The sequence below is a fragment of the Actinomadura sp. NPDC049753 genome, assembly GCF_040674655.1.
GTDB classification, from domain to species: domain Bacteria; phylum Actinomycetota; class Actinomycetes; order Streptosporangiales; family Streptosporangiaceae; genus Spirillospora; species Spirillospora verrucosospora.
On the sequence record NZ_JBFARL010000117.1, the window covers coordinates 1 to 25,662 of the forward strand.

Genomic DNA, 25,662 nt, shown 5'->3' on the forward strand with positions numbered 1-25,662 from the left:
GGTGCTCCGGCGGACGGCTGTGCCGCCGCGGGGGCGGCGCCGTTCGCGGAGTCGTCCCAGGCGGAGAACAGCGACGCCCAGTCGTCCTGCGGGTTCCCGGTCACGGCGCCCGCGCCGGCGCCCGTGTCCGCCGGCGCGGCGGGGGCGGCGGCTGGCGCGCCGGTTACCAGGAGCTTGTCCTGCGAGGGTTGCTCTTCCGGCCCGTCGTCCTCCTCCTGGCCGACGCCGATGGCCGCCCAGAAGTCCATTCCGGTGGCGGGCTCATTTTGCGCTGCCATATGGCCGCTTCCTTTCTCGTGACAGGGCCGGATCGAGAGTGATCACTTCGGATCCATGCCGAGGAGCCTCTTCAGGAGGCCGCCGCGGCCGCCCGCGGGCTGCGCGGCCATGGGCTGGCCGAACACCGGGTCCCCGGTGACGAACTGGAGGATCTCACGGAAGGTCACGTCCAGGTCCGGGCCGATCTGCAGCGCGTTCAACCGGCGGTTGTTGGCGGCCTGCGTCCACTCCAGGTCCTCGGGGATCATGCCGACGAACCGCCAGCCGGGCATCAGGTCCATGACGTCCTCCGGGCTGCAGTCCACGTCGGTCCGGGCCCGGTTGAGGATGAGCGACAGCTTCTCGGGGTCCACGCCGCCGCTCCGGGAGTGCCGCGGCATGGTGATCGCGCTCAGCCAGGCGCGGGCGGCCTCGAGCGTCACCCGGTTGGGTTCGACCGGGACCAGGATCGCGTCGGCCTCCGGCAGTACCAGGTCGGTGAACGTCATGTGGTAGAGCTCGGCGACGGGAGTGTCGACGAACACGAAGTCGAACGCCTGCCGCAGCACGGCGATGATGCGCCGGTACAGCACCGCGTTGATCAGCGCCGGGTCGGCCATGGTGACGTCCTGCGGTCCGAGCAGCGTGAACAGGTCGGCGTCCGGGAGGTGCGCGAGATGGTTGCGCACGGACTCCACCCTGAGCGAGCCGTTCGCCCGGAGCAGGTCGAGGATGGTCGGCGACTCCACGTTCAGGTACCGCGCGACGTCGGCCTGCTGGAAGTTGGTGTCGACCAGCGCCACCCTCCCGGGCCGGCCGGCCGCGTGCAGATGCCTGGCCGCGTAGACCGACAGGTTCACGGCCGTTGTGGTCTTGCCCACGCCGCCCTTGGCGGAGGCGATGGCGATGACCCGTCCCAGGGCCGGGGCGGGTTCCTCCGCCCTGACCAGTGCGGCCGCGGGCGTCTGCTGCGGCCCCGGCCATCCGTTCGAGACGGGCTGGGCCGGCATCGCGTTGTGGTCGTGCCTCGTCGCGGACTCCGGGGCCGGCGCCGGCTCGACCTGGCCTCCGGGGACGGGCTGCTGCCCCGCGAACCCCTGCTGACCCGGCGCGGCCGCCGGCCACGGCTGGGAGCCGGGAGCCGGGGTGGAGGGCGCGGGCGGTTCGGCGGCCTGCGGAGACACGGCACCGGGCGGCTGCGCGAAGGACGGCGGCTGCGCCGGGTTCGTGTTCCAGCCGCCGGCGGAGGTCTGGCCGGTGGCGGCGGATTGCTCGGCGGGCGCCGAGGCCGGCGCCGGTGGCTGTGCGGCGGGCGCCCGTTCCGGTGGCCGTTCGGCGGGTGGTGGGGCGGCCGCGAACGGTTGGACCGCCGGCTGCCGGCCGGCGGCCGGCGTCTGGGACGCGGCCGGTGGCGGAGCCGCGGCCGGTGGTGGGGCGGCTGCCGGTGGTGGGGCGGCGGGCTGGGCCGGGGGCTTGCCGGCGATGCCGAACAGCGCCAGCAAGTCCGACATCTTGAGCTGCCCGCCGATGACGTGGACGCCCGGGGCGAAGGCGTCGCCGCGTTCCGCGAAGTACCCGTGCACGAGCACGGTGAACCCGCGGCCGGCGAGCCCGTTCGCCAGGACGGCCACGCCCGCGCCCGGAAGGTCCTCGACGAACCCGGGGGCGAACATGAAGGCGGCGGGGGAACCGACCCGCCCGCTCTTGGACAGGTCGCGAAGTTCCGCCGCGGAGGCGGCGTCGTACACCGCGGAGAACCGGCCGGTCTCCCGCAAACTCCGGGCGACGCCCGGATCCCCCGCGACGACGAGGTTCGGCGCAGTTGCCATCACTCAGTGTCCTCAGCGCTCTGGTTGTCACCCGGTCGGCGAAGCGGCCGGATTCTCTCTTAGCGACTGTGCGGACAATGACGGATGCCGCCAGCCCCGGATGCCGGACTGTCTCCCTGAGAGCCAACACAACCAGGGAGATGACAACACATGGTCAACCTGAGGGCGGCGCTCGGACGTCTCACCGGGACCAGCCGCGCAGGCCGTTCCGAGGCCGACACCGCCACCATGTGGACCACTCCGTACGCCTGGCGCACCGCCGACGGCGTCTACGTCGGCTACAACGGCGAGGTGTGGATCTACCGCACCGTGCGCCTGTCGCCGATGAAGTGGGAGGACCCGGCGGAGCAGCTGTCCATGGCGGCGCCGCTGTCGCGGCTCCTGGGCGACCTCGGCCGGACGTCGCGGCAGCCTGTGGGCGGTCTGGCGACCCTGTCCAACAACCGCAACGTCCACCTGGTCTCGATCACCTGGGACGACCTCGTCACCCCGCCGAAGGAGAACACCGACGAGCTGCGCGCCTACCAGGCCGAGGCCTTCGGCTTCCTGGCCCCGAAGCGCGTCCTCTTCGTCGGCGTGCAGCTCCGGTCGTCGCTCATGGACAAGACGTCCCGCGCCGGCAAGGGCTCGCAGGGCGGCATGGGGACGGTCAAGGCCCTGACCGACCTGGTCAAGGAATCCATGGCCGACGACGTCCCCGACCTGGCGGACTACCAGAAGGACATGGAGCACATCGTCTCCATCTTCAAGCGGGCGGACGCGCAGGAGCCGACCCGGCAGGAGCTCGACCAGCTGGAGTCCTGGTACAACCTCGGGCGGGGCCCGGACGCGGTGATCGAGGAGATGCCGACCCGGCTCGACGTGGCCGGCATCGGCGAGCTGGAGATGGCCGCCGTCATGCGGTTCGACCAGCCGATCATGCCGTCCCCCGACGCCCAGTGGGCGCTGGACGTGATCAGCCACCCCGGCGACGCCCCGCACGTCATCTCGATCAGGGCCGAGCTCGAACCCGCGAACCTGACGCGGGCGAGGGCCCGCCGGGCGCAGCGCCGGATCATGGCCAACATGGAGGAGGAGCGCAAGACCCAGGACCTGGAGAAGGTCGAGCTCTCCCAGACCTTCCAGCAGGCCAAGGAGGTCGAGGACTACCTCGCGAGCTCCAACCAGCCCATGCTGGCCCAGTGCAGCTTCATCATGGCGCGGGAGATGACCGACGCCACCGAGACCTACATGGAGTTCCTCGCCCAGTACTACGGGATCCAGATGAAGGCGCTGGAGCACCGGCAGATCCAGGCGCTGGAGGAGACCCTGCCCTGCTCCTCCGTCCGGGTGAACCCGTTCCTGCAGGACGTCAACGTGCCGATGGTCTCGCACGCCGGTCTCCAGGCGTTCTCCGACCTCGGCGACGACGTCGGCGTCTACGGCGGGCTCATCGACCCGGACGGCACGCCGTTCTTCGTCGACCCCCTCGGCGCTCCGCGCAAGAACCTGCCGCCGGTCTTCGGGATCTTCGGCGACCCGGGCAGCGGCAAGACCTTCTTCGCGCAGTCCGTCGCCACCCAGGCCGCGCTGAACGGCCTGCCGGTGATCTTCGTGAACCCGAAGGGCGGCGACTCCCTCTACGGGATGGTGGACTACGTCCAGAGGCTGGGCATCCCCGCCGGGCGCGTGTCGATGTCGGCGCTGGAGGAGTCGCCCGGGGCCTTCGACCCGTTCCGGTACGCGCCGCCGACGATCGCGGCCGAGATCGCGAACGTGCACATCCTGTCCGCGCTGGACGACGCCCGCGACGGCCTGTCGCTGTCGGAGCGGCTCGCGCTCGGCTCCGGGCTGAAGCGGGGCGCGCTCAACGGCGCGCGCTGCGTCTGGGACGCCCTGAAGTACGTCCCCGGCGACGACGCGGACCGGGTGCGCGGCCTGGTGGAGCAGCAGATGGAGGCGTCCTCGATGTTCTCCCTCGGCATCGCGCTCCAGCCCCTGCCCCGCCTGGACATGTCGCAGCGGCTCACGCTGGTCGACTTCGACCGCGAGCTCGGCCTGCCGGAGGGCAAGACGCCGAGCGAGTACTCGGTGTCGGAGCGCATCGCGCTGGCGGCGGTGCGCCTGGTCATCCGCGCCTCGCTGGAGATCCTCATCGCCAACCGCTCGGGCGTGCTGATCGTGGACGAGGCGTGGACCTTCCTCTCGCAGGCCGAGGGCCTGGCCTCGCTGCAGCGCATCTCCCGCGAGGGCCGGTCGCTGAACATCATGCCGGTGTTCCTCACCCAGCGGATCGCGGACGTGGTCACCAAGGACCTTGAGTCCTACCTGAGCCGCGTGCTGGTGCTGAAGCTGAACGAGAAGCGCGAGGCGGAGACGGCGCTGCGGCTGTGCGGCCTCAACCCGACCTCCGAGCGGCTCTCGCAGATCCGCGAGTTCGGCCCGCTGCCACCCGAGGACGGCAAGCCCGCGCGCTGGGCGCGCGGCATCTTCCGCGACCTGTTCGGACGGCACGCCCAGGTCGTCCTCGGCCCCACGCCGCCCGAGGCCGCGCAGGCCTACAGCACGAACCCGGAGGACCGCCGCAAGCGCGAGGAGGCCCGCAGGGAGCGCGAGGAGGCCGAGCGGGCCGAGTACGAGGCCGCCGTCGCCGCCGCCGCGCGGATGGAGGATCCCGCGGCGGCCGCGCCGGGGCAGAACGGCGCGGCCCCGGGGCACGACATCAGCGCCGCGCCGCACACGGCACACGACGTCACCGCCGTGCCGCCGCAGACGGGGGAGGAGCAGAACCCATGGCTCGTCGGCTGAGGTCCGGCACGGCCCGCCGCGGCGACCCGCGGAAGCGGAGCCGTTCCGTCCAGGCGGAGCCGGGCGGTGCGAAGGCGGCACCCCCGCGCCCGCGCCGCGGACTCCAGCTGCTGGTGTGGGCACTGGCGCTGACCGTCTTCGGCGGTCTCGCGCTGCTCTCCGGGCAGACCGAGGGCTTCGGAACCGGCGGCCGGTCGCCGAACGCCGCCGCGCCCGCCCCGTCGCCCGCGCCCTACGCCTCCTCAGCGCCCGCGGCTTCCACCCTGCCGGCCAATTCCGCTGGGCCGGCCAATTCCGCTGTGCCCGGGGCGTCCTCCGCGCCGGTGGCGCAGGCCGGGGCGGGCGCCGGCGGGCGCCTGCTCGCGGCGGCCCCGGCCGACGAGCCCACCTATGACATCAACCGGGACGACTGCGAGGCCTACAGCGAGGCGAGGGAGTTCCTGCCGCTGCACCGGTGGACGTCCTTCGAGCTCTTCGTGGTGGACAACGCCCGGATCTTCAAGACCCAGCGGTTCGTCTCGATGATCGCCAGCCTGATGTTCATGGCGGGAGGGCTCTGCTGGCGGATCATCGGCTCGCTCATGGGGTTCGGCTACTCGTTCGACATGATCTGCCGGGCGGCGGATCCGATCAACTCCGTCGTGCGCACCTTCTCGCTGTACGCGGCCTGGTTCCTGATCCCTTCGTGGATCTTCGTCATGGCGGCGGTGATCCGGCGCTGGTCCAGCAGCGGCCACCGCCGGGGCCCCGCGGCCGCGATGCGCCTGGTCACGGTGTTCCTGGCCGCGAACGGATTGATCTTCTTCATCGGCGACCAGGCTGACAAGCACCAGGACAACCCGACGACGGCGTACACGATGCCGTGGATGGCCGCGACCGTCCAGGGCTGGTTCACCACCGCGGCGGACTCGCTCTACGACCTGCAGAAGATCGGCAGGATCAACGACGGCACGGACAACAATCCCGTGTTCTACGACGCCCACCCGGACGGCGGGGCGGGCCCGGTCACCTGCGCGAAATTCGACGACAAGCTCAACGACGAGTACATGGCCCGGAACAAGGACACCTCACTCGCCAGTGGAAAACAGGCGATGGTGCAGGTGAGCAAGATGTGGGAGATCTCGCTCGTCCGTTCCTGGCAGGCCGCGCAGTTCGGCGAGGGGACGAAGCAGTTCCCCTCGCCCGCCCACGCGTCCTGCCGCTGGCTCGAGGCCAACGCCGACGTGAGCACCGAGAACAAGCTGGAGGCCTACGACCTGGCGACCGGCCACGCCAAGAACACCACCACGTCGAACTCGGCCCGCGGGTACTTCATCGACCCCGCCGCGGACGAGCAGATGATCATGATCGCCTGGGGCGCCTGCAAGGCCAACGACGACGGGCTCGGCAGCGCCCACACGATCCCGCAGTGGGACAAGGCCACCGACACCAAGGACAAGGCGAAGGCCTGCGAGAAGCTCTACAGCAACGTCACCTACGAGGACGACAAGAGCGGGACGCAGTTCAGCGTCGCCGGTATCGACGTGCTCTGCTTCCTCTGCGACAACGGCACGATGGGCACGTTCTACTTCAACGGCGACGACGAGCTCAAGGACAAGCTGGGGAACTGCTACGCCAGCGAGCCCGCCTGCCAGGCCGACTGGAACTTCGTCAGCGCCTGGCTGGGCAAGAACCAGGCCCAGCGGCTCACCCAGGGCCTGCTGTCGATGATCGTCGCCTTCGTCTTCCTGTTCGTCATGGGACCGATGGCGATCGGTATGACAGTGTCCAGTGTGGGTTTGGCAGGGCTTGTCATGATATTGCCCTTGACATTGCTGCTCATAGGAGCGGGCCTGCCGCAAGGGATGAGACTGCTCAAACTCACCGGAGCGGCGGCGGCGGGTGACGCCCTCTTCACCCTAGCCCTGACGTTCCTGACCATGCTCACCGATACGACGTACCAGGCCATCGAGGCGACCACCAAGGACGGCACGCCGAACTTCTTCCAGCAGGTCGCCCAGGGCGCGGCGCCCCTGGTGGCGCTGTTCCTGTTCAAGAAGATCAGCAAGATCCTGAGCCTGGGGGACATCTCCTCCACCTCGGGGGCCACGGGGTTCGCCTCGGCCATCGTGCTGCGGAGCAGCGGTGACCGGAGGCTGTCGCGCAACGCCGGCCAGCAGGTGGCCCAGCGCCTCGGCCGCCTCGGCGTGGGCAAGATGCGGCTGGCTGCACTGGACGAGCGGTCGCTGCAGCGGCGCATGCTCAACAACCGCGCGACGAGGGCGGTCGCCGGCGTGGCGAAGAAGGGGGCGCAGCGGGCCACCCGCCCGATCACCGACTGGGCGAAGGACAAGTACGAAGGCGGCCGCGCGAAGCTCCAGCACGGTGTGAACGCCCTGCAGCGCAAGGCCGCGTCCGGGTCGCCCGCGCAGCGTGCGGCCGCGTACGCCGGGCTGACCGCGGGTCTGGCCGGCCTGACGATGATGGCGCCGCCGGCGGTGCTGGCGACGCTGCCGCTGATGGCCTTCACCGGCTCCGCGGCGGCCGGGCGCGGCATCCAGGCCGGCGTCAACGGGATCAGGGGAGCGCGCTCCGGAGCCGGCGGCGACGGGACGGGCATGGCCGCGATCTCCGCGGCGGGCATGCCCACGGCGAGCAGCGCCCGGACGGGCCTGCGGCAGGCCGACGACTGGCATCGCAACATCATCCGCGTCAGCGACTCCGAGGAGCAGCGGCGGCTGATGGGCGAGCACGCCGAGGAGGGCCTGAACATGCTGCGGGCCCGGCAGTGGGGCCAGGGGCAGCCCGGCGGGCTCCACCCGGAGTTCACCGGTTTCGTCAACGACGAGGAGAAGATGCGGGCGCTCGCCGACGCGGCGAACGCGATGGGCCTGAACGCCAGCCAGCTCAAGGTCAGCAATCAGGGGCTGCTCGCCCCCAACGTGGAGTTCGCGAACGGCCGGCCCCAGGGCATCACCGCCGAGCAGCTGGGCATGCTCCCGCACCTGTTCCTGCCCGCGCGCGACCGGCGGCCCCAGATGACCGCCGACGGCGTCCTGGAGAACCAGGACCAGCAGATCGCCCGGATGACGGCGCAGCTCAGGGAACGCGGCTACATCACCGACGAAGGCGAGATCGTCAACGTCCTGGAGGCCCACGGGCTCGACACGCGCCTTCCCGAGGTGAAGGTGCGGGTGGAGCGCTGGCTCGAGGGGGGCAAGGACGAGGAGATCTCGCGCATCACCATCGCCCCCCGGCGGGGGGAGGTCGCCGCCGTGGAGGCCGCCCGGGCCTGGGCCAGCGATGTCGACATGCCGGCCCCCGACATCCGCCAGCGGCGCGACGTGGAGGCGGTGAGCGGCGTGATGGCCGCCGCACGGAACGAGATCGGAGACTTCAACAGGATCCGCATCGAGATGCCGGACGGCACCTTCGCGTCGGCCGGCAACCTCCAGCGCCAGCTCGAAGGGGAGATCCGCTCCATGGTGAGCGTCGCCATGGAGACCAAGAACCTGCACGACATGAGGGCCGCGGGAGGCATAAGCGGGCCGGACTTCGGAGCGGAGTACGCCCGGCTCACCCAGGCGCAGCAGGAGGCCGCCCAGCAGGTCGACAGGCTGAGCGCCATGTTCCGGGACGCGGTCGACGCGTCCCGCTCGGCGCGGGGCGTCTGCGAACTGCGGGTGCAGATGGCCGATCCGAACAGCATGATCGACGCCGATGAGCTGACCCGGCTCGCCGACCAGATCACCAAGAGCAACCAGCAGGCGCAGCAGCGGGTGCACCAGGAGATCGACAGGCTGGTCGGTGCCATCTCCCAGCGGCCGACCGACTCGGGGGCCGCGGCGGGGATCCTCCGCAGCCTCGACGAGCTGCGGGACGTGTTCGACAGGGAGGGCCGCGGCGAACGCTCGCAGAACCAGGCGGTGATCGACCGGCTGAGCGACCTGGAGCGGTCGCTCCAGGACAGCAGGCGGATGACCCAGGTCGACCCCCGGCTGGCGGCGAACGCGAACACCCCGGTCGACATCCGGAGGGTGCTGCGGGACATGTACCGGGACGAGATGGCCAGAACCTAGGCTGCGTTCTCGCAGTCCCGGCCCGCCTCCGCTCGCCCGGCGTCGCAACGCGACCGGGCCTGGGCGAACGCGGCATCGCTTCGCGATCCGCCCGGTTCCGCTCGCCTTCCGGCTTCGCTCCACCGGCCAGGTCACGCGTTCGCGCGCGTGGCCGAGGTCTCTGCGGACAGGACCTAGCCGGAAGGCGCCGGGAGCCGAAAGAAGAACCGGCCTCCACCCCGCTGGGGTGAAGGCCGGTCGTCGTCGGGGTTCGGGTCGTGTTCCCGCAGGTCCGGGGAACCTGCGCCTGCGAAGGTGTTCAGTTGACGTCCTTGAGGACGGTCTCGCAGTAGGCGGTGTCGTGCTCCTTGAGGCACGACTCGAACTTGGTGACCTTTTGCTCGAACTCGTCCGTGGAGGTGATGACCTTCCAGTTGTACTCGTCCGGGCCGAAGGTCTGGTTGAAGTGGATGCGGGCCCCGCCGTCGATGGCGTTGCCCTGGACCGGCCCGTAGTCGCCCAGGCCGTTGAGGGTGAACCCGCTGGGGGTACCGGACCCGTTGATCTCCTGCGCGTCCGGGAAGCGGGCCGGCTTGCCCTCGGTGTCGAAGTGCACCAGCGTGTACTTCCCCTTGACCTGTCCCCCCTGGGGGTAGAACTGGAGGTCCAGCATGGCGTGCTGCTCGCCGTGCTTGAGCATCAGGATGAGCTCGCGGGGCTTGTTCTCGTTCGCCGGGGCCGTCGCGCTGGGCTTGGAGTCGGTCCGGTCGCTGTCGTTGTCCGAGCCGGTCAGCTTGACCAGACCGAACGTCACGCCGGCGGCGACCAGTGCCACCACGACGGCGGCGATGACGAGAGGCAGGATGCGTCGGTTGTTCGGCTGCGCGCTGTTCACGGTATTTCCCTTCGGTGAAGGCGCGAGAAGCCGGGTGATGGACCCGGCTTCTGTACGCGTCTGATGAGATGCGAACGGGGCCGGGTCGGCTCTGTTTGCAATGTGCCCATCAATTGTCGCGCACACGGCACCCTGTACGCAAGCGAAAAGTGCGGTGTGGCCGTTTCTGGGCGGGCTCGTGAACTGAGCGCCGGCACAATCAAAAAGGGCCGTTACGCCGATTCCGCGTGATCATCGTCACGCGGAATCGGCGGCCGCCGCGGGTGAGCGTTTCATACCTTGCTGGGGTCGATCCAACCGGCCCAGTAAGCGCCGGTGTAGGCGCGCTCCACCTTGGAGACGTCCCCGGTCTGGTTGGTGTGCACCTTGTAGCCGTCGGCCAGCTGCATGGCCACGTGGCCGGAGTGCGGCTCCACGAGGTCCCCGGGCTTCGCCTGGGCGAGCGAGATCTTGTGCGTCCAGCGCGCCCCCACGAAAGTGGTGGTGACGGGGGCGTTGGTGCCCTTCGGGTACAGGTTCGGAATGGCGCCGCTGTCGCGGTAGGCCCTGGAGACGAAGCTGGAGCAGTCGGCCCACCCGGGGTCGTTCCGCTTGCCGGAGTCGAGCGGGGCGTAGGGCCAGCCGAGGTGGGTGAGGGCCCACTTGATGGCCATCGCCGCCTGGGGCGTGCGCGCCTGGGCCACTGAGTCCACGCACAGCTTGCGGATCCCGATCTCCTTGGCCCCCTCGCGCAGGGTGTTGTTCGGGGCGTTCTCGGGGCAGCCGTCAGGCCCGACCGTGACCTGCACGGTTCCGTTGTCCACCGCGCCGCCGCCGCCGCTGGCGAGCGAGCCGATCAGTTTGGTGGCGCTGTTGAACGGCGGGATGACGCCGCCGAAGAACCAGGCGTACTCGACGGCGATCTGCTCCAGCGGGAGCAGCACGCCCTCGGTGTTGCCGAGCCGGCTCCACGCCTCGGTCGCGTCCGGGGCGACCGGCGCGCCGACCGGCTTCAGCGGGCGCAGCGCCAGCCGCGGGATGACCAGGGTGTCCTCGCCGACGACCGGCGCGGTCTCCTTGTTGGCGTCCTCCCGGCCCTGGTAGTAGTTGCCCAGGCCGCTGAGGTTGGGGCCGTTCGTCCCGCTGCCGGCCAGGTCGGTGGCGATCTGGGCGAGGGTGTTGTTGAAGCCGGGGGCCCAGGACCCGACCATGCAGGCGGGGTCGCTGGTGGGGTCGGTGATCCCGTGGTCCGTCTCCAGCTTGTCCAGCTTCGGTACCCACTCGGTGTACACCTTGTCGGGGCCGGGAGGCTCCTTCAGCGACGCGAACTCGGTCGCGAACGGGGCGATGTCGGTGAGGAACTTCCGCATCACGGCGAGGCACGCGTCCGACGCCTCGAACGTGTTCTGGCCCGGCCCGATCGTCGAGAACAGCTTGAGGTCGGTGCCCATCGCGATGCTGAGCTTCTGCCAGCCGCCGATCATCGGCTGGAAGCTCCCGAGGTCGTGCGGGCGCTCCTCCGGCGGGACCTTCTCGACGGACAGCACGAGCTTGGCGGCGCCGGCGATGTTCTTGTCGACGTCGCACCGGTCCGCGACTCCGGCCTCCTCCGCCTCCTTCTTGGTCATCGGGAAGATGCCCTGGCGCGAGTCCTTGCCGTTGTCGCAGCCCTCGGTCTTCCACTTGCCGGCTCCGTAGCTGACCGACATCGCCTCGTTGACGAGGGTCTCGACCGCGGCGGGGCGGTTCTCCTGCACGGAGTACTTGAACCCGCCCTCCGCGGACTTGGCGCCGGTGACCAGGTAGAGGTTCTGGAGGCGGTTGGTCTCGCAGCGCCAGATCGTAATGATCTTGAAGCTGACCGACCACGGCTTCTCGGGATCGTCCGGCGGGGGGACGGCGCAGGGCCCGCCGGGGGTGCCGGTGCGCTCCATGAAGATGCCGGAGGTCGCGATGACCTTGCTCCAGTACTTGCGGGCGTTCTCCTGGTCCTTCTCGTTGCCGTCGGGCTTCCACTTGGGGCTCTTCGGGTCCCGGTGCACCTTCTCCGCCGCCTTGACCAGCTCGAAGGCCACGAAGTAGGAGGACTGGCACGGGTTCTGCGGATCGAGACCGTGCATCCGCATCTGGCCCGACGCCGCGGGGGTCAGCAGGTACGGTCCGGAGCCCTGATCGTCCTTGCCGCCGATGTCGGGATCCGGGTTCTCGACGTCGCATCCCCAGGCGCGCAGGCCGGTGCGCCCGCTCTCCGGCGCGCCCGCACCGGTGCGGAGCGCGGCGGTCCGCACCTCGGGCCGGCCGGGCTGGACGTTGTACGAGGCGGGCTGCACTGCGCCGGAACCGGCCGGGTGCGCCTGCGCGGCGGCCCGCATCTTCGTCATGACGCCGTCGACGTACTTCCAGGCCGTCGGGTTGAAGTCGCAGGCCCCCGGGCACTGGTCCCACTTCTCCGGGTTGGGGCCCCAGCTCCCTGTGAAGTGGTCGACCGCGATCGGCTGCCACTTGTGGTACTTGTTCCACATCCTGAGGACGTCCTCTTTGGCCCGGCGGTCCTGCACACTCGGCGGAGCCAGGCACGCCCTCGCATAGCCCCCGTAGTTGTTCCAGGTGCTGGTGATGTACTGGTAGGCGCCGCAGGCGGTGCTCTGGTTCGTCCCGGCGTTGCGGTCGTAGACGCCGTTCGACTCCTGCATCCGCAGCGCCCAGAGGAACCAGCCGAGCTGGTGGCTGAGATCGCCGTCCGGCGGCGCGACGTGGTTGCTCCCAGTGCCGGGGACGGTGGCGGCCGAGCCCGCGCCGGTGATCCCCTGGACCGGACCTGGCCCGGCGCCGACCGTGTTGCTGACGTTCACGTCCACGCCGCCGGTGCCGTCGCCGCCGGAGCCGTCCCCGCCGGGGACCTCCTTCGCCTTGCGCCCGGGATCGCGGTCGATGTTGTCGTACGGGCTGTAGCGGGCGAAGTCGGTCTGCGTCTTGGCGAGACCCGCCAGGATCGTCCAGGGAACCTCGGAGTAGTCCTGCGCGCTCCCCGAAGTCTGCTCCGCCGCCTGCTTGAGGATCCGCTGCCAGTTGCCGGGGAAGTACTCGGCGATCTTGTTGTCCGAGGTCTGCTCGGGCTGGGACTCCGGGACGTCGTCGTCGACGTTGACGCCCAGGATCATTCCGGCGATGAGGATGATGCAGAGGAGCGGGATGAGGACCGGAAGACTGGCGGCCAGCAGCATCTTGAGCTTGCCGTGCTTCTTGTCCTTCTCCGACTTCTTGCCGTCGGCCCTCTCGTCCTTGCCCTTCTGGCCGGCGCCCGCCGTGTTCGGGGCTCCGCCCCTCCGACGCCGGAAACCGTCCATGAACGACTTCGGTATCTTCTGGCCGAGCTTGGACTGCTCGAACTTGTCGAGTGCCCGGCCGCCTGCGCCGGAGTCCTTGACGGTGTCGTACGCCTTGGGCGCGTACCGGTCGGCCAGGGCGCGGGCGCCGATGTCGGTGGCCTGCCCGAGGAGGTTGAGGCCCTTCTCCCCGAGGCTGTCGCCCTCCGGTATCGACGGGACGTAGTTCGCGGGGAGGCCCTTCTTCGCGGCCGCCTCGCGCAGCTTGCCCTCGGCGAAGTCGCCGGCCGCCCTCTTGAGCTCTTCCTTGGGGTCGCTCTGGGGCGCCTGCTCCGACGGCGTGCCGGTGGGCGGGGCCTGGAGGTCCTTGGCCAGCTGCGCGGCCTTCGCGGCGGCGTCCAGCGCCCGCTGCAGGCCGAGCGGATTGTCCTTGTTGAGCTGGACGGGCCCGCCCCGCAGCGCCGCGTCGCCGTACGGGTTCGTCCCCTTCCCGTCCGGGCCGCGGTCGATCGCCGACTGCTCCTTGAGGATCTCGGAGGCGCTCTGCGGTAGCTGGGCCGACGCGGCGAGCCGGGGGTCCGAACCCAGCGTGGCGATCTCTTCCGGCGCGAGCTCGGCCAGATTCTCCGGCGGCTCGCCGTCCACCACAGGCTGCAGCGCCGTCGGCTGTGGTGGAGCCGGCGGCGGGCCGTCCTGCAGTTCATCGCCGTCGAGAGGCCGCGGTGAGACCTCGGAGCCCTTCCACGGGCTGCTGTCCTCGTCCATCCAGGGCATTAGCCGCTACCTCGGTTCCGGTACCTTGCTCGGCTCTGCGCTCACCCCCCGGGCGCGGGAGACGATCGAACTTGACCGTCCGATGATTCGTGTTCAGGGCAAGGGGGTGGCGGATCGCGGTCGCGGGTGTGCTATCCCGCCCGGACCGCGTATCCGCGCCCGTCCGGTTCCACGAGGATGTCGACGACGTCCGGCCGGGCCCCGCCCGCGTGCGTGATCGTCGCGCTGAACCGGTACTGGCTGTTGCCGGTCTTCGTGGGATCCATGACGGTGATCCCCTGCACCACCGATCCCTGGGGCATGGGTTTGGCCGGAGACGGCCGCGCCGTGCCGATGACGGGGATGCCCTTCCAGTTCCCGGTCACGATGGCCCTGGCGGAGGCGACGGCCACGTTGAGGGCGCCGGCCGGGACGACCGTCGCGCCGCCGTCCGTCATCGGGACCCTGGTCGCGGCCGTGGCCGTGAAGTTGCTGGCCGCGGCTCCCGTCGGAAGCACCTGCGACGGGCTCCCGGACGGGGTGGGCGTCCCTTCCCCCGGGCTCGGCGAGGCGGTGAGACCACGCGGGTCGAGCGTCTGGACCTGGAAGCGCGGCGCCTGGCTCGCCGCGGGGGCGGCACCGGAGGAGCCGCCGCGGTCGAACACCGCACTGACCAGAAGCATCAGGATGATGCCACCGACACCGGCCCATACCGCGATGTTCCACCACTCGGGCAGCTCGGTCTCCTGGAAGAGGCGCCGCCGCCGGAAGCCCTCGCGGGCGTAGTCGGTCAACTTCGGCATGACTCTGACCGTCGCGGGCGAGCGGGCCCGGGCAACCGGAGTGCGGCGACGTGTCGCGAATCGTTATGGCGTCCGGGGGGCAACCCCGCACGGTTTGAGGCATGAGCGAGGACGACAGCGTCAGGGGGCCGGCGATGCTGGCCGCCACCAACATGCTGAAGCCGCCGCCCGCGGTGATCGGCAGCCTGAACAAGGACATCACGCTGCCCCGAACGCTCAGGCTGACCACGCTCATCGCCGTGGTCGTCGGGGCGGCGTTCGGGTTCCTGATCTCCTTCCTCATCTTCGGCCCGGGGCTGAACGCGCTGATGTACGGCCCGGTGCTCGGCGGAGCGGCCGGCTGGGCGTCCGTCAGCCTGTCCCCGCTGAACGGGGAGTCACTGGCGACGTGGATGGGCCTGCAGATCAACGGGACCCGCAACCGCAAGCTCTACGTGGACGGCCGGCAGGTCCGGTTGTACATCGGCATCTCGCCGCTGCGCCGCACCGCCGCGGGCAAGGTGCGCATGCTTCCCGGCGGCGTCCAGGTGGACGCCGTCCGCTGGGACTCGCGCGGTTATCCGCAGCAGGAGATCCCCGGGGCGAACCGGCTGCGGGCGCCCCGCGGCAAGGGACGCGGGCTGAAGGCGTCCACCCAGCTGTCCAGCGGCCGCCGGCGCGGCCGGAACGATCGCCGCCGCGGGTGAGCGCGGGCCGGCACTTGCGCATCCGCGTGAGGGCCGCACGGTCCTGGCTGCAACACGACAAATAGAGGAGGGACGATGCCGGAACAGTCACCCACTCGTTTCACCATGGTGCCCGCCCGGCGTTCCAGTGAGCCGACCGCTCGCAGGCGGGCCAGGAGGATCCTGATCGCGCTCTTCGTCGCCGCGGGCCTGAGCGTCGTCGCGGTGTTCGTCGCCCTGACGAGCGGGAGCAGCAAGCCGGACCTGTCCTCGGTCACGCCGCAGGGCCGCGACCTGTCGTACACCGCCGCGATGAACTTTCTGGCCGGCCGGATGCAGGACGTGCCCCGCGCCGATTCCTTCGACCCGCAGGCGGCGTCCGCGGAGGGCCCCGACGGAACCTCGACCCCGCTCGACTACCGGGCGCTGAACTGGGTCGGTTTCACTCCTCGGCATTTCGGGACGGAGAAGCTCGGCTTCACCGACTTCGAGATCCACCACTACCTCGTCGTGTTGAACGACCAGCCGGTGACGCAGAGTCCGTCCCCGGCGGCCGGCGGCCGGCCGAGCGCGACCCCGTCCGGCGGGGCGGCCGCGTCACCGTCCGGAGGGGCCTCCGCGCCGCCGTCCGGCGGAGCGGCCGCGTCACCGTCCGGCGCTGCTCCGCAGGCGGGTGCGACCGGTACGCCGTCTCCGGGCACGACGACCGACCCGCAGGGCGGCCCCTCGCCCGGTGCCAGCGAAACGCCGCCGATGAGCGCGCATGTGCTCCAACTGGACGTGCCGGTGCTGCTCGACCCCTCGGGCCCCCGCCTGGCCGCCTCTCCGGCCTTCTCGGTCTGGAAGAACGGCACCGGCAAGCCCAAGGGAACCGGTGACTACACCAATTATCGGCAGCTGACCACCGAAGTCAGCACCGAGTCCAAAAACCAGATTCTGCGATGGGCGGCGGCCTACGCCACCGGTGATTCGACGGCACTGCTCGCCGTCACCGGTGACCAGGACCCCAAGCACCGCTACGAAGGCCTTTCGGGGTTCCGCCTGGCGGACTCCTCCCAGGCCGTGCAGATCCTTTCGGCGATCAAGACGCTCGACGACCAGCTCGTCGTCCGGGTGCGGATCATGCTTGCCAGAGCCGAACAATCCGGGACGGTCCCTGGAAAGAAGGGAAACGTCCAGCCATTCACTAATTTCGCCGACTTCGACCTGCTGGTGGGAGCCAGCGGGGCGCAGCCGCCGGTGCTCGCGTGGGGGCCTGCAGGTTCCGCAGCGGAACTGAACCCCTACAGCAACGCACTGAACAACTGACCGGGACCTCAACCATGGAGGGAAAAAGGATGTCAGTTCCTGGTTTTCACATACTCGCGGGACCGGAGCTCGGCCAGACCGGGGCCGACAGTTTCTTCACCTCGCCCGCGGGCAAGGCGCTGGTCGCGATCTGCGGTGCGATCGCGGTCGTCATCGTCGTGTTCGGCGTCTTCCGGATGATCAACGGCATCGGCCGCGGGCGTCCGGGCGAGGCGTTCAAGTCGCTCATCTTCGCTCTGCTCATCGGCGGGATGCTGTTCAACCTCGGCCTCACGGTCCAGGGGGTCAAAATGATGAGCAGCCTCGTCGGAAAGATCTTCACCAGCGTCGACCAGGTCGGCAACAGCGGCGGTTGATGCGAGAACCCCAGCCTAAGGAGTGAACGTGGCGGACCCGAGGCGGCCGGAGGAGCGGCCCACGGACCTGGTCGGTGGCGGCTATGTCTTCCCCACCGTGGTCCTGCTGCTGTTCGCGGTCATCCTGGCCGTGCTCATCCCGGCTCTCTGCGCCTGGGTCCTGCTCATCCCGCTGCGCCGTTTCCTCGCCCGGCGGGACTGGGCCATCGTTACGCTGGCCGGTGTGGTCGGGCTCGCCCTGCGGGCCAAGGAGAACGCGTACGCCTACGGCTACTGGCTGGCCAGCTTCGCCGACTTCGGCCCGGGGGAGCCGGGAAAGGTTCCCGTCACCGTGCTGCTGTCGCTGACGGCGGTGCTCGCGGGGCTCTTCGGACTGATGGTCGGCAAGGCCCGCGGGTCGGTGATCATGGGGCTGTCGTCCTTCCTGCGCAAGAAGAAGAAGTTCGTCGACCTGTTCGACGGCACCTGGTTCCGGCAGAAGGAGCTCGTCGACGACCCGATCACTCCCCGGGACGGCCGGCGGGAGATGCTGAAGAAGCGGGTGTCCACCCGGGTGACCGTGGCCGACATCCCGGCGGTGCACGGCCCGTACGCCACGGAGAAGGCCAGGAAGACGCCGATCAAGGCCAAGACGATCCCCCTCGGGCTCGGGGCCAACGACCGGCCGGTGTGGCTGAGCACCCAGGAGATGGGCATGCACGGCGCCGTGGTCGGCTCCACCGGCAGCGGCAAGACCGTCACGCTGATGTGGATCATCGGGGCGGCGCTCGACATGGGCTTCGACGTCACCGTCCTCGACATGAAGGAGGACACCGAGCCGGGCGGCCTGCGCGACTTCCTGCGTGCCTACGCGCAGGCGCACCGCATGCCGATGCAGGAGATCGCGCTCGGCGACGAGCAGCCGGCCTTCTGGTTCAACGCCCTCGCGGGCATGTCCGCCGACGAGGCGTTCGACACCATCATGACGATGGTCGAGTTCGACGACGCCTACTGGCAGGCGCTGAACCGCAAGGTCCTCCAGCAGGTCGTCCAGATGCTGCACGAGGCCGCCGAGGTCGCGCCGGACCGTTTCGCGCCGCCCAACATGCTCGAGATCGGCAAGATCATGGAGCACGGCGAGAACATGAAGGGCGCGGTCAAGGAGCAGGTCCTCGCGATCGACGGGGTCCGCGGCTTCGGCCACTGCACCGAGCGCTACACCAACGTGCTCCGGCCGTCCCGCGACGAGGGGGTCTCCGCGGCCAGCTTCGGCACGAAGCTGACCGGCCTGTACGACTCCGGCGCGGGCCGCCGCATCCTGGTCCCCGGGCAGGACCGCCAGATGATCGACGTCCGGCGCGAGGGGCTGACCTACATCGGGCTCAACTCCCTCGGCCAGCCCGACATGGCGAAGATCCTGTCCTCCTCGGCGCTGCAGCGGCTGTCGGTGTACGCCGCGCAGCGGATCCAGGGCCGCGCCCCCAAGGACCGGCCGCGGCTCATCGTGGTGGACGAGGCGAACTTCATCGACCGCGAGATCGCCATGAACATGCTGTCCAGGGTCCGGTCCGCGCTGTTCAACATGATCCTCTGCACCCAGGGGCCGACGGACTGGATCGACAAGGACGGCGACGACTGGTCGCGCCTCACCCAGAACATCAACTGGCTGATCGCCATGGCCCAGTCGTCCCCGGAGGCCGCGGAGAAGTGCGCGGACTTCCTCGGCATGCGCGACAACAACAAGTTCAGCGAGCGCGTCGGCCAGGACGGCCACACCCAGAACCTGCAGGCCATGGGGGAGGAGCAGTACATCGTCTTCCCGAAGGAGCTGCGCGCCCTCGGCACCGGTGAGGGGTACCTGCGGGTCAACAAGCCGGCCAGCAGGGTCGAGTACGTGATCATTCCGATGCGGAAGCAGGAACTGGACCGCTACCAGCCGCCCGCCCCGCCCGGCGTGCCGGTCACGATGCCGCTGGGCGGCCCGCAGGGGACGAGGGGAGCGGTGTGAAGCCGCCGCGGCGCCGGCCGAAGGACGAGGCGCGCCCGAAGGGCGAGGAGCCGCCGAAGGGCAAGGCGCGGCCGGACGACGAGGCGAGGGAACGGCGGATCGACCCCCTGGCGGTCGCCCTGGAGTCCTCGATCATCGTGCTGCTCGGCTTCGTCCTCGCGGGCCTCTCGATCGGGCTGCTCATCCTCCAGGCCGGGGACGTGGTCACGTTCGACGTGGGGGACGTGGTCACCGCCGGCGCGGCGGGCGTCGTCGCCGCCGCGGTGGTCCGGCTGAACGTGCGGCTCCACCGGCGCTGGAAGAAGACGATCGGCAGGTTCACCGCCGCCGCCGCGCTGTGCGCCCTCGCCGGGGCCGCGGGAGCCCTCGTGGTGATGGTGCCGGGCGAGTGCCCGGGCGGGCTCTTCAGCACGGGCCGGTGCGGGGTGCGCGAGGCGGCCGCCTGGGGGCAGGTGGCCGGGCTGGCCGCGGTGCTGAACTTCATGATCGCCGGCATGGCGCTGGCGGTCTGGCGGGTCGTCCGGCGGCTCGCCCGGGAGGTCCGGGACGTGGTCCGCGACGGGTCGGAACAGGGCGTCGTCTGGTTCAGGGCGCTGAAGAACGTCCGGCGGAGGCGGGCCGGCGCGCGCGAGGCCGGCGGGGCGGCGCGCGGCGCGCAGGACGCCAAGGGCCGCCCCACGCCGCGGCGCGCGGACGCCGAGCGGGCCCGCCGCAAACGGCTCCGCGCTCGGGCCTGAGCCGCGGCCCGGAGCCGAGCGTCCAAGGGAGATCCATGTACGAGGTCGGACGGGCCGGAGACTTCGTCTCCCGGCAGATGTGGCGCCACCGGACCCGGGGGTCTCTCTACGCCGCCGGAGCCGCCACGCTGGCCCTCACGGCCGTGGGCGCCCTACTGGGGGCGCTGTTCCTGGACGGTGGTGCGCTGAGGGCGTCGGCGGCCGTCGCCGGGTTGGCCGCGGCGGCGGGGTGCGGGTACGCGTGGATCCGCGCGACGCGGGCCCTGGGACAGGCCCGGCGGTCGGCCGTGGGAGCGCGGTCCGAGCGCGAGGTGCGCGCGGCCGTGCGGCGCACGGACTCGGTCGCGGCGGCCTACGGGCTCGTCCTCGGCTCCCGTGGCGGCGACTGCGACACGGTGGTCTTCACCCGCGGCTGCGGGGCCGCGGCCATCGAGGTGAAGACGGGGCACGGCCGGGTCTCCGCCGAGGACGGGACCATGCGGGTCGGCAAGCGCGTGCTGCACGGCGACCCCGTCCGGCAGGCGGCGAACCAGGCGCGGAGGCTGTCCCGCAAGCTGGGCGGCAGGACGGTCCTGGCGGTCGTGTGCGTGCCGGGGATGCGGAATCGGCCGTTCAGCACTGCCGCCGGCGTGTGGGTGTGCTCCGCACGGGACCTGCAAGCGGTCCTGGACCGTGCTCCGCGCGTCTTCGGCGCGGCGGAGGAAGCGCGGGAGGCGATGCGGAGCCTCTGGCATGCCCCCGCGGCCTGACCGGCCGGTCCGCAACTCCGGCCGGGCTTTCGCCCGGGCGTGCGGGAGGCGGGCTACGGCACTTCCGGACGCCACATCAGCGAGGCGATGACCAGCAGGACGCTTACGCAGGTGATGGCGAAGGTGATGAGCGTGGGCATGAGGTCGACGTTGCCGAGTCCCGGCAGCCGGCCGCCCGGCGAGCGGCGGACCGCGCCTCCGGCCTCGTCCGGCGTCGCCTCGTCCAGGAGGACGTCGTCGTCGGTGTGCTCTTCGAAGAACCAGCCGCTCTGCGGGGTGCCGGCGGCGCCGTTCTGGTCGGCGGTCGGCGCCCAGCCGGTGGCGGGCTGCGGTGGGAACGCGCCACCGGCATCGGGGCGGCCGTGGGGCGGTACCGCGGGCACCGCGGCGGGCGCGCCCGCGGGCTGGTGGCCGACGGCGGGTGCGGCGGCGTGCGGGGCGCTCGCCGGGGCGCCGAAGGGCGATCCGGGCGGCGTACCCGGCGGCACGCCGTGGTTCGGCGGAGCGCCGTGGTTCGGCGGCGCGCTGGGGGTCGGGGCGACGCCGTAGTTCGGGGCGACGCTGTGCTGCGCGTTCGGCGGGAAGTTCTGCTGGGGGCTTTGCGGGAAGCTCTGCTGGGGGCTCGGCGGGACGTTCTGCGGCGCGCTTGGCGGAACGCTCTGCTGGGGGCTCGGCGAGATGTTCTGCGGCGGGCTTGGCGGGACGTTGTTCCGGGGGCGTGGCGGGACGTTCTGCTGGGAGCGCGGCGGGACGCTTTGCTGGGAGCGCGGCGGGTTCGTCGGCGGGTTCGTCGACGGGGCGGGGCGGGTGTTCCGCTGTCCGGAGGGGGCTTTGGAACCGGCGGTCTGCGCGCCGGTTCCGCCGGGCGCGGCGCTGGGCGCGGAGCCGGGCGCGGCGCTGGGACCGCTCCAGGTTCCGCCCGGAGCCTCGGTAGGCGCCCCCGGAGCGGCACTCCAGGAGTCCCAGGTCCCGAGCGAGGCCCAGGGGTCGCTCTGCGCGGGCTCCGCGTCGCGCCGCGGCTTCTCGGACTCGGGGGCGGACTCTCCGCCGGCCGCCGGCGGGGCCGCGGCGGGCTCCTCGGCGGCGTCCGCGGTGTCATCGATGATGACCCACGACGACGCCTCCCCGGCGCCGCCGGCCGGTCCCGCGCCGGGACCGCCCGCGTGCTCCCGTCCGTCGTTCATCCTGCCCGTCCTTCGATCCTCCGGGCGCCCTCGGGGGTCTCGACGACGGGCTGGAGCAGCTTGGCCAGCGCCTTCTGCTGGATCTGCCGCACCCCTTCGCGGGACAGCCCGAGTCGTTCGCCGATGACGCGCAGCGCCTGCTCCGGCTCGCCGTCCAGTCCGAACCGGCGCGTCAGTACGTACCGTTCGCGGGGGTCGAGCAACGGCAAGCCGCGGCTGCTGAGGGCGCGCAGGTCGAAGCGGAGCAGCACCTCGTCCTCGATGCTCGGGGACGCGTCGGGCAGCCGGTCCTCCCACGCGACGTCGTCCTCGCCCGGACCGCCCGCGACCGTGTGCAGGCTGTCCAGCCGGGGGGCGTCGAGCACGCGGCGCACCTGGGCCTCGGTCACGCCGGCACGGCGGGCGATGTCGGCGTGGTCGAGCGGGGCGTCCGGTCCGGCCTCCTCCAGGAACGCCCGCTCGGCGGCAAGGATGGCCGGGCGCTTCTCGAAGTCCCCGGGGTTGAGGTTGGGGTGATCGGCGTCCCGCACCGCGCGCAGCACCTCGCGCTGGATGGGCTTGAACGCCCAGCTGGCGAAGGGGCCGCGGTTGGGGTCGTAGGAGGCGATCGCCCAGAGCAGCCCCACCTTCCCGGCGCTCTCGAAGTCCTCGATGTGCTCGCTGGACTTCGAGGTGAACATGGTGACGTACCTGCGCACGAGGCCGAAGTTCGCGATCATGATCTCGAGCGTGAGGTCGTCGAACTCACGCTCGACCCGCCGCAGCACCAGTTCCGAGAGCATGTCGATCTCACCGGAGTCGGCCCGCGCACGCAGCGCGGCGAGCCGCTCCTGGAGCTCGTGGCGACGGGCGAAGAGCTCGTCGTTGCGGGTACGGAACTCGTCGGCGGTGGGGCGCTCGCCACGCCCTGGCTGCTCGCTGTCCATCCGTCTCCCTCGGCTAGTCGGGAATGCGAGGCTGGAGTTGTAGCTATGCACGTTCGATGCCGAACGGACCGGGAACGGTCGGAACTGAAACAGATCGTTGATACGTTCGCAGGCCGTTCGGACGGTCGCGAGACCTTTGGCCGGCCGCTGAAAACGCGCGTTCGGCCGGGCGTCGGCGGAAGATCGCAGTTGAGCGCTTCGCGGGGAGGGGCGCGACTGTCCGGAGAGGGATCCCCGCGACAAGTTCGTTGACAGAAAATTGACCTTCTATGGATCAGTCGTTGCCCCGCTGATGGTCGTTTGGTGTACACGCGGTGTGCCGGCAGGGGGAACGCCGAACCAGTTCCCCGCGTCGGGTTGCGGATTCCGGAACCGACGGACTCTAGAGGGCAGGGGGCAGGCGCTTAGGCTGCGGTAGGAACAGGCGAGGCCACGGGCCTCGTCTGCCAACGAAAGGAAGCGTGACGGTGCAAACGATCCTCAGCGATCTCGGTCTCGAATCCCCGCTCGTCGGGACGACGGTGACCGCACACATCAGGTCGAGCGGGCCGGACGGGTTCCGCTGCGCCGTCTATGACGTCGCGACCGGGGAGGCCCGCGACGCCCTGCTGCCGCGCGCCGACGCCTTCGACCTGCCCGAAGGGGCCGCCCCGCCCGAACTGGCGGCGGGCAGCAAGGTCATCGCGCTGGTCGTCGGCGTCACCGCCGGCGCGGACCCGGGCTCCGAGCGGCTCATGCTCTCGGTCACGGCGCCCGAACTCGTCGAGCGCCTGCTGGCGGGGTTCGTCGACGAACTGCTCAACGGCAAGGTCGTCATCAAGGCCATCGCCCGGGTCGCGGGGACCAAGACGAAGATCGCCGTGGCGCCCACCGTCACCGGCGTCGACGCCCGGGGAGCCTGCATCGGCCGCGGCGCGAGCCGGCTGAAGGGCGCCCAGAACCTGCTGAACCACGGCTACGGCAGGGAGCGCCTGGAGATCATCGAGTACGCCAAGGACCCGGCCGCCTTCCTGGTGAACGCCATGAACCCGGTGCAGGTCACCGACGCGCTCGCCGAGCGCGGCAACGCGATCGTCGCCGTCGAGGAGCACCAGCTGTCGGGCGGCATCGGCGAGGGCGGCCTGAACGCCCAGCTCGCCGGGCGGCTGACCGGCCACTACGTGCGGGTCGTCAAGACCGGCACCGACCTTCGCGAGGCGCTCGACCAGCTCGTGGCCGACAAGGCCGCCGCGGAGAAGGGCTGAGGCGACCGCCGTGGTCCCGGTGGTCGTGCAGGCCCGGGCGGGGGTCCCGCCCTGCGGCGTAGAGGATCTGAGCGGCCCGGCCGGGGGGACCCTGGACCGGGAGACGCTCGTCGCGGCCGGCCAGGCGCTGACCTGGCGGTCGGTCTTCACCAGCGGCTCGCTCACCGCGATCCCGCTGACCGCGGCGTCCGCGGTGATCATCGGGCACGACGGGGAGACGCCGCCGGAGCTGTGGCACGACCGGTTCACCCGGGGGTTCGCCCACCGGATGGCGGGCGAGCTCACCATCGCCTCGGTCACCGCGGGCCTGCTCGGCGAGACGGTCTCCGGGAACCGGGACGAGGACGCGAAGCTGCTCGGCTCGGCGATCGACGGGCTCGCCCGGCTGCTCACCGATCTGGAGGAGGCGTGCTCGCCCGGCGAGAAGGCGGACCGGATCGTGGCCGACACCGTCCGGACCCACTCCGCCCTGCTGGGCGCGCTCGCCCACCAGCAGGTCTCGGCCCGGGACCAGGGCGACTTCACCGTCCACACGGTGCGGTCGGTCGCCCGGCACCTGACCCGGTCGGACCTGGAGTCGATGCGGGCCCGGATCGGGCTGCCGTGGCCGGCCCGCGTGACCAGCGGGGTCGGCGATCAGCTGGGGCTGGCCCGGTGGCGGGCCACCATGCAGTCCGACGGCGACCAGATGTGGTGCCGGCTCGAAGCGCAGAACGTCCTGGTCACCGAGCTGTGGCTGCGGAATCCTCAGGAGCGGCCGGAATGAGGTACCCGAAGCCCGTCCGGGTCACGATCACGCCGTCGCCGAGCTTGCGGCGCAGCCGGGACACGTGCTCGGCCAGCGTCCGGGAGACGCCCCGGTCGGTGCCCCACACGTGCAGCATGATCTCCTCCTTCGAGACCGCCCGGCCGCGGTTCACCGCCAGGAACTCCAGGACGGCGTACTCCATGGGGGCCAGCCGCACCTCCGCTCCCTCCCTGAACACCTGCCGGGCGGTGAAGTCGACCCGTACCGGCGGGATGTCGAGGAGGTCGCCGCGGGTCTCGCCGGCGTGCCGGGCGATGGTGCCCGCGCTGCGCCGGAGCAGCGCCTGGATCCGGGCGATGAGCACTTCCGGGTGGAAGGGCTTGACGACGTAGTCGTCCGCGCCCAGCCGCAGCCCGAGCGCCTGCTCGTGCGGCTCGGAGCGGGCGGTCAGCAGGATGATCGGCGTGGTGTTCCCCTGGTCGCGCAGCTGGTCGATCAGGGACAGCCCGTCGATGTCGGGGAGGTTGATGTCCAGCAGTGCGAGGTCGATGTCCCCGCGGCGCAGCGCCAGCCGGGCCAGTTCGCCGTTGGCCACCGACTCGACCTGGTAGTGGCGCTTGCGCAGCAGTCCCGACACGAGCTTGACGAGACGCGCATCATCATCTACCACCAGGATCCGCGCCATGGCGCCATGATAACGGGGGTGCGACAGCCATCCGGAGTGGCAGGAAACAGGTCGAGGTGCCGGCAGGGCGCCGTGTGCTGTACGGCGTGGTCGCGGCCGTCGTCATCCTGAGCGTCTTCGGGATGAGCGGTTCGCCGTACAACCGCGTCGGTCCCGGGCCGGCGATCCAGGTCGGCCGCCCGGAGGGCGGGTCCTGGTCGGTCCTGACGGCCCGCGTGGAGCGCACCAACTGGTTCCAGTGGGGGAAGGCCGAACTCACCGGGGAACGCTTGGTCCGGGACGCGGGGCCTGGGCGCGGCGGCGGCGCCGCTCCGGCGCCGGGCACCGACGCGATGAGCCGAGCCCGTACCAGGCGCCGGCGGCCCTCGGCTGCGTCCCGGCCATCGAGCACGGGGACGGCGGCTGG

19 protein-coding genes are annotated in these 25,662 nt (G+C 71.2%); 11 read left to right on the forward strand and 8 right to left on the reverse strand.

Annotated features, from left to right (window positions below):
- A partial coding sequence (locus tag AB0K37_RS26270) for a hypothetical protein (protein WP_363985468.1) occupies positions 1–278 on the reverse strand: 278 nt, incomplete at its 3' end.
- A 42-nt stretch (positions 279–320) separates the two neighbouring features.
- Entirely contained in the window at positions 321–2,087 is a 1,767-nt protein-coding gene (locus AB0K37_RS26275; protein ID WP_363985470.1) for an AAA family ATPase, read from the reverse strand.
- Positions 2,088–2,237: 150 nt separating this feature from the next.
- On the opposite strand from AB0K37_RS26275, the gene AB0K37_RS26280 reads away from it, so the two are divergent.
- On the forward strand, positions 2,238–4,874 hold the full coding sequence (locus AB0K37_RS26280) for an ATP-binding protein (RefSeq protein WP_363985471.1): 2,637 nt from the start codon (positions 2,238–2,240) through the stop codon (positions 4,872–4,874).
- Positions 4,859–8,932: a hypothetical protein gene (locus AB0K37_RS26285; protein ID WP_363985473.1), complete on the forward strand. Its 4,074-nt coding sequence runs from the start codon at positions 4,859–4,861 to the stop codon at positions 8,930–8,932. The genes AB0K37_RS26280 and AB0K37_RS26285 overlap by 16 nt, the downstream gene beginning before the upstream one ends.
- Before the next feature lie 298 nt (positions 8,933–9,230).
- Here AB0K37_RS26285 and AB0K37_RS26290 read toward each other — a convergent pair whose 3' ends face one another.
- The 3 genes from AB0K37_RS26290 to AB0K37_RS26300 form a co-directional block, all read right to left on the reverse strand.
- A complete protein-coding gene (locus tag AB0K37_RS26290; RefSeq protein WP_363985475.1) occupies positions 9,231–9,806 on the reverse strand; it encodes a hypothetical protein in 576 nt (191 codons plus the stop codon).
- 272 nt (positions 9,807–10,078) lie between these two features.
- Positions 10,079–13,876, reverse strand: a complete 3,798-nt coding sequence (locus AB0K37_RS26295; protein ID WP_363985477.1) for a hypothetical protein — start codon at positions 13,874–13,876, stop codon at positions 10,079–10,081.
- Between the two features lie 140 nt (positions 13,877–14,016).
- Positions 14,017–14,667 carry a hypothetical protein gene (locus tag AB0K37_RS26300; protein ID WP_363985479.1) on the reverse strand — a complete coding sequence of 217 codons (651 nt, stop codon included), beginning with the start codon at positions 14,665–14,667 and terminating at the stop codon, positions 14,017–14,019.
- Positions 14,668–14,768: 101 nt separating this feature from the next.
- Between AB0K37_RS26300 and AB0K37_RS26305 the strand changes: the two genes are divergently transcribed.
- From AB0K37_RS26305 to AB0K37_RS26330, 6 genes are all read left to right on the forward strand, one after another.
- Positions 14,769–15,353 (forward strand): hypothetical protein, encoded by a 585-nt coding sequence (locus tag AB0K37_RS26305; protein ID WP_363985481.1) that lies wholly within the window; start codon positions 14,769–14,771, stop codon positions 15,351–15,353.
- Positions 15,354–15,428: 75 nt separating this feature from the next.
- Positions 15,429–16,640 (forward strand): hypothetical protein, encoded by a 1,212-nt coding sequence (locus tag AB0K37_RS26310; protein WP_363985483.1) that lies wholly within the window; start codon positions 15,429–15,431, stop codon positions 16,638–16,640.
- A 29-nt stretch (positions 16,641–16,669) separates the two neighbouring features.
- Positions 16,670–16,996, forward strand: coding sequence for a hypothetical protein (locus AB0K37_RS26315; protein WP_363985485.1), 327 nt, complete (start codon positions 16,670–16,672; stop codon positions 16,994–16,996).
- Between the two features lie 28 nt (positions 16,997–17,024).
- Positions 17,025–18,983, forward strand: coding sequence for a helicase HerA-like domain-containing protein (locus AB0K37_RS26320; protein ID WP_363985487.1), 1,959 nt, complete (start codon positions 17,025–17,027; stop codon positions 18,981–18,983).
- A complete protein-coding gene (locus AB0K37_RS26325; RefSeq protein ID WP_363985489.1) occupies positions 18,980–19,720 on the forward strand; it encodes a hypothetical protein in 741 nt (246 codons plus the stop codon). The genes AB0K37_RS26320 and AB0K37_RS26325 overlap by 4 nt, the downstream gene beginning before the upstream one ends.
- A 35-nt stretch (positions 19,721–19,755) precedes the next feature.
- Positions 19,756–20,469 carry a nuclease-related domain-containing protein gene (locus AB0K37_RS26330; RefSeq protein WP_363985491.1) on the forward strand — a complete coding sequence of 238 codons (714 nt, stop codon included), beginning with the start codon at positions 19,756–19,758 and terminating at the stop codon, positions 20,467–20,469.
- 53 nt (positions 20,470–20,522) lie between these two features.
- Here AB0K37_RS26330 and AB0K37_RS26335 read toward each other — a convergent pair whose 3' ends face one another.
- Positions 20,523–21,653 carry a hypothetical protein gene (locus tag AB0K37_RS26335; protein WP_363985493.1) on the reverse strand — a complete coding sequence of 377 codons (1,131 nt, stop codon included), beginning with the start codon at positions 21,651–21,653 and terminating at the stop codon, positions 20,523–20,525.
- A complete protein-coding gene (locus AB0K37_RS26340) occupies positions 21,650–22,579 on the reverse strand; it encodes a sigma-70 family RNA polymerase sigma factor (protein WP_363985495.1) in 930 nt (309 codons plus the stop codon). Before AB0K37_RS26340 ends, AB0K37_RS26335 begins: the two co-directional genes overlap by 4 nt.
- A gap of 461 nt (positions 22,580–23,040) precedes the next feature.
- Here AB0K37_RS26340 and AB0K37_RS26345 point away from each other — a divergent pair, with 461 nt between their 5' ends.
- Together AB0K37_RS26345 and AB0K37_RS26350 are read left to right on the forward strand one after the other, a co-directional pair.
- On the forward strand, positions 23,041–23,823 hold the full coding sequence (locus AB0K37_RS26345) for a hypothetical protein (protein ID WP_363985497.1): 783 nt from the start codon (positions 23,041–23,043) through the stop codon (positions 23,821–23,823).
- Between the two features lie 10 nt (positions 23,824–23,833).
- Positions 23,834–24,589 (forward strand): hypothetical protein, encoded by a 756-nt coding sequence (locus AB0K37_RS26350; protein WP_363985499.1) that lies wholly within the window; start codon positions 23,834–23,836, stop codon positions 24,587–24,589.
- On the opposite strand, the gene AB0K37_RS26355 is transcribed toward AB0K37_RS26350, so the two are convergent.
- Positions 24,546–25,256 carry a response regulator transcription factor gene (locus AB0K37_RS26355; RefSeq protein WP_345177098.1) on the reverse strand — a complete coding sequence of 237 codons (711 nt, stop codon included), beginning with the start codon at positions 25,254–25,256 and terminating at the stop codon, positions 24,546–24,548. The two genes, AB0K37_RS26350 and AB0K37_RS26355, sit on opposite strands and share 44 nt — an antisense overlap.
- Before the next feature lie 56 nt (positions 25,257–25,312).
- Between AB0K37_RS26355 and AB0K37_RS26360 the strand changes: the two genes are divergently transcribed.
- The coding region (locus AB0K37_RS26360; protein WP_363985501.1) for a hypothetical protein at positions 25,313–25,662 on the forward strand (350 nt) is incomplete at its 3' end.

Excerpts from the sequence above, each read along its gene's own strand:
- AB0K37_RS26330 (WP_363985491.1), top strand. The coding sequence starts at position 19,756 with ATGTACGAGGTCGGACGGGCCGGAGACTTCGTCTCCCGGCAGATGTGG.
- AB0K37_RS26340 (WP_363985495.1), bottom strand. The coding sequence starts at position 22,579 with ATGGACAGCGAGCAGCCAGGGCGTGGCGAGCGCCCCACCGCCGACGAG.
- AB0K37_RS26335 (WP_363985493.1), bottom strand. The coding sequence starts at position 21,653 with ATGAACGACGGACGGGAGCACGCGGGCGGTCCCGGCGCGGGACCGGCC.
- AB0K37_RS26305 (WP_363985481.1), top strand. The coding sequence starts at position 14,769 with ATGAGCGAGGACGACAGCGTCAGGGGGCCGGCGATGCTGGCCGCCACC.
- AB0K37_RS26300 (WP_363985479.1), bottom strand. The coding sequence starts at position 14,667 with ATGCCGAAGTTGACCGACTACGCCCGCGAGGGCTTCCGGCGGCGGCGC.
- AB0K37_RS26295 (WP_363985477.1), bottom strand. The coding sequence starts at position 13,876 with ATGGACGAGGACAGCAGCCCGTGGAAGGGCTCCGAGGTCTCACCGCGG.
- AB0K37_RS26355 (WP_345177098.1), bottom strand. The coding sequence starts at position 25,256 with ATGGCGCGGATCCTGGTGGTAGATGATGATGCGCGTCTCGTCAAGCTC.
- AB0K37_RS26285 (WP_363985473.1), top strand. The coding sequence starts at position 4,859 with ATGGCTCGTCGGCTGAGGTCCGGCACGGCCCGCCGCGGCGACCCGCGG.
- AB0K37_RS26275 (WP_363985470.1), bottom strand. The coding sequence starts at position 2,087 with ATGGCAACTGCGCCGAACCTCGTCGTCGCGGGGGATCCGGGCGTCGCC.
- AB0K37_RS26315 (WP_363985485.1), top strand. The coding sequence starts at position 16,670 with ATGTCAGTTCCTGGTTTTCACATACTCGCGGGACCGGAGCTCGGCCAG.
- AB0K37_RS26280 (WP_363985471.1), top strand. The coding sequence starts at position 2,238 with ATGGTCAACCTGAGGGCGGCGCTCGGACGTCTCACCGGGACCAGCCGC.
- AB0K37_RS26310 (WP_363985483.1), top strand. The coding sequence starts at position 15,429 with ATGCCGGAACAGTCACCCACTCGTTTCACCATGGTGCCCGCCCGGCGT.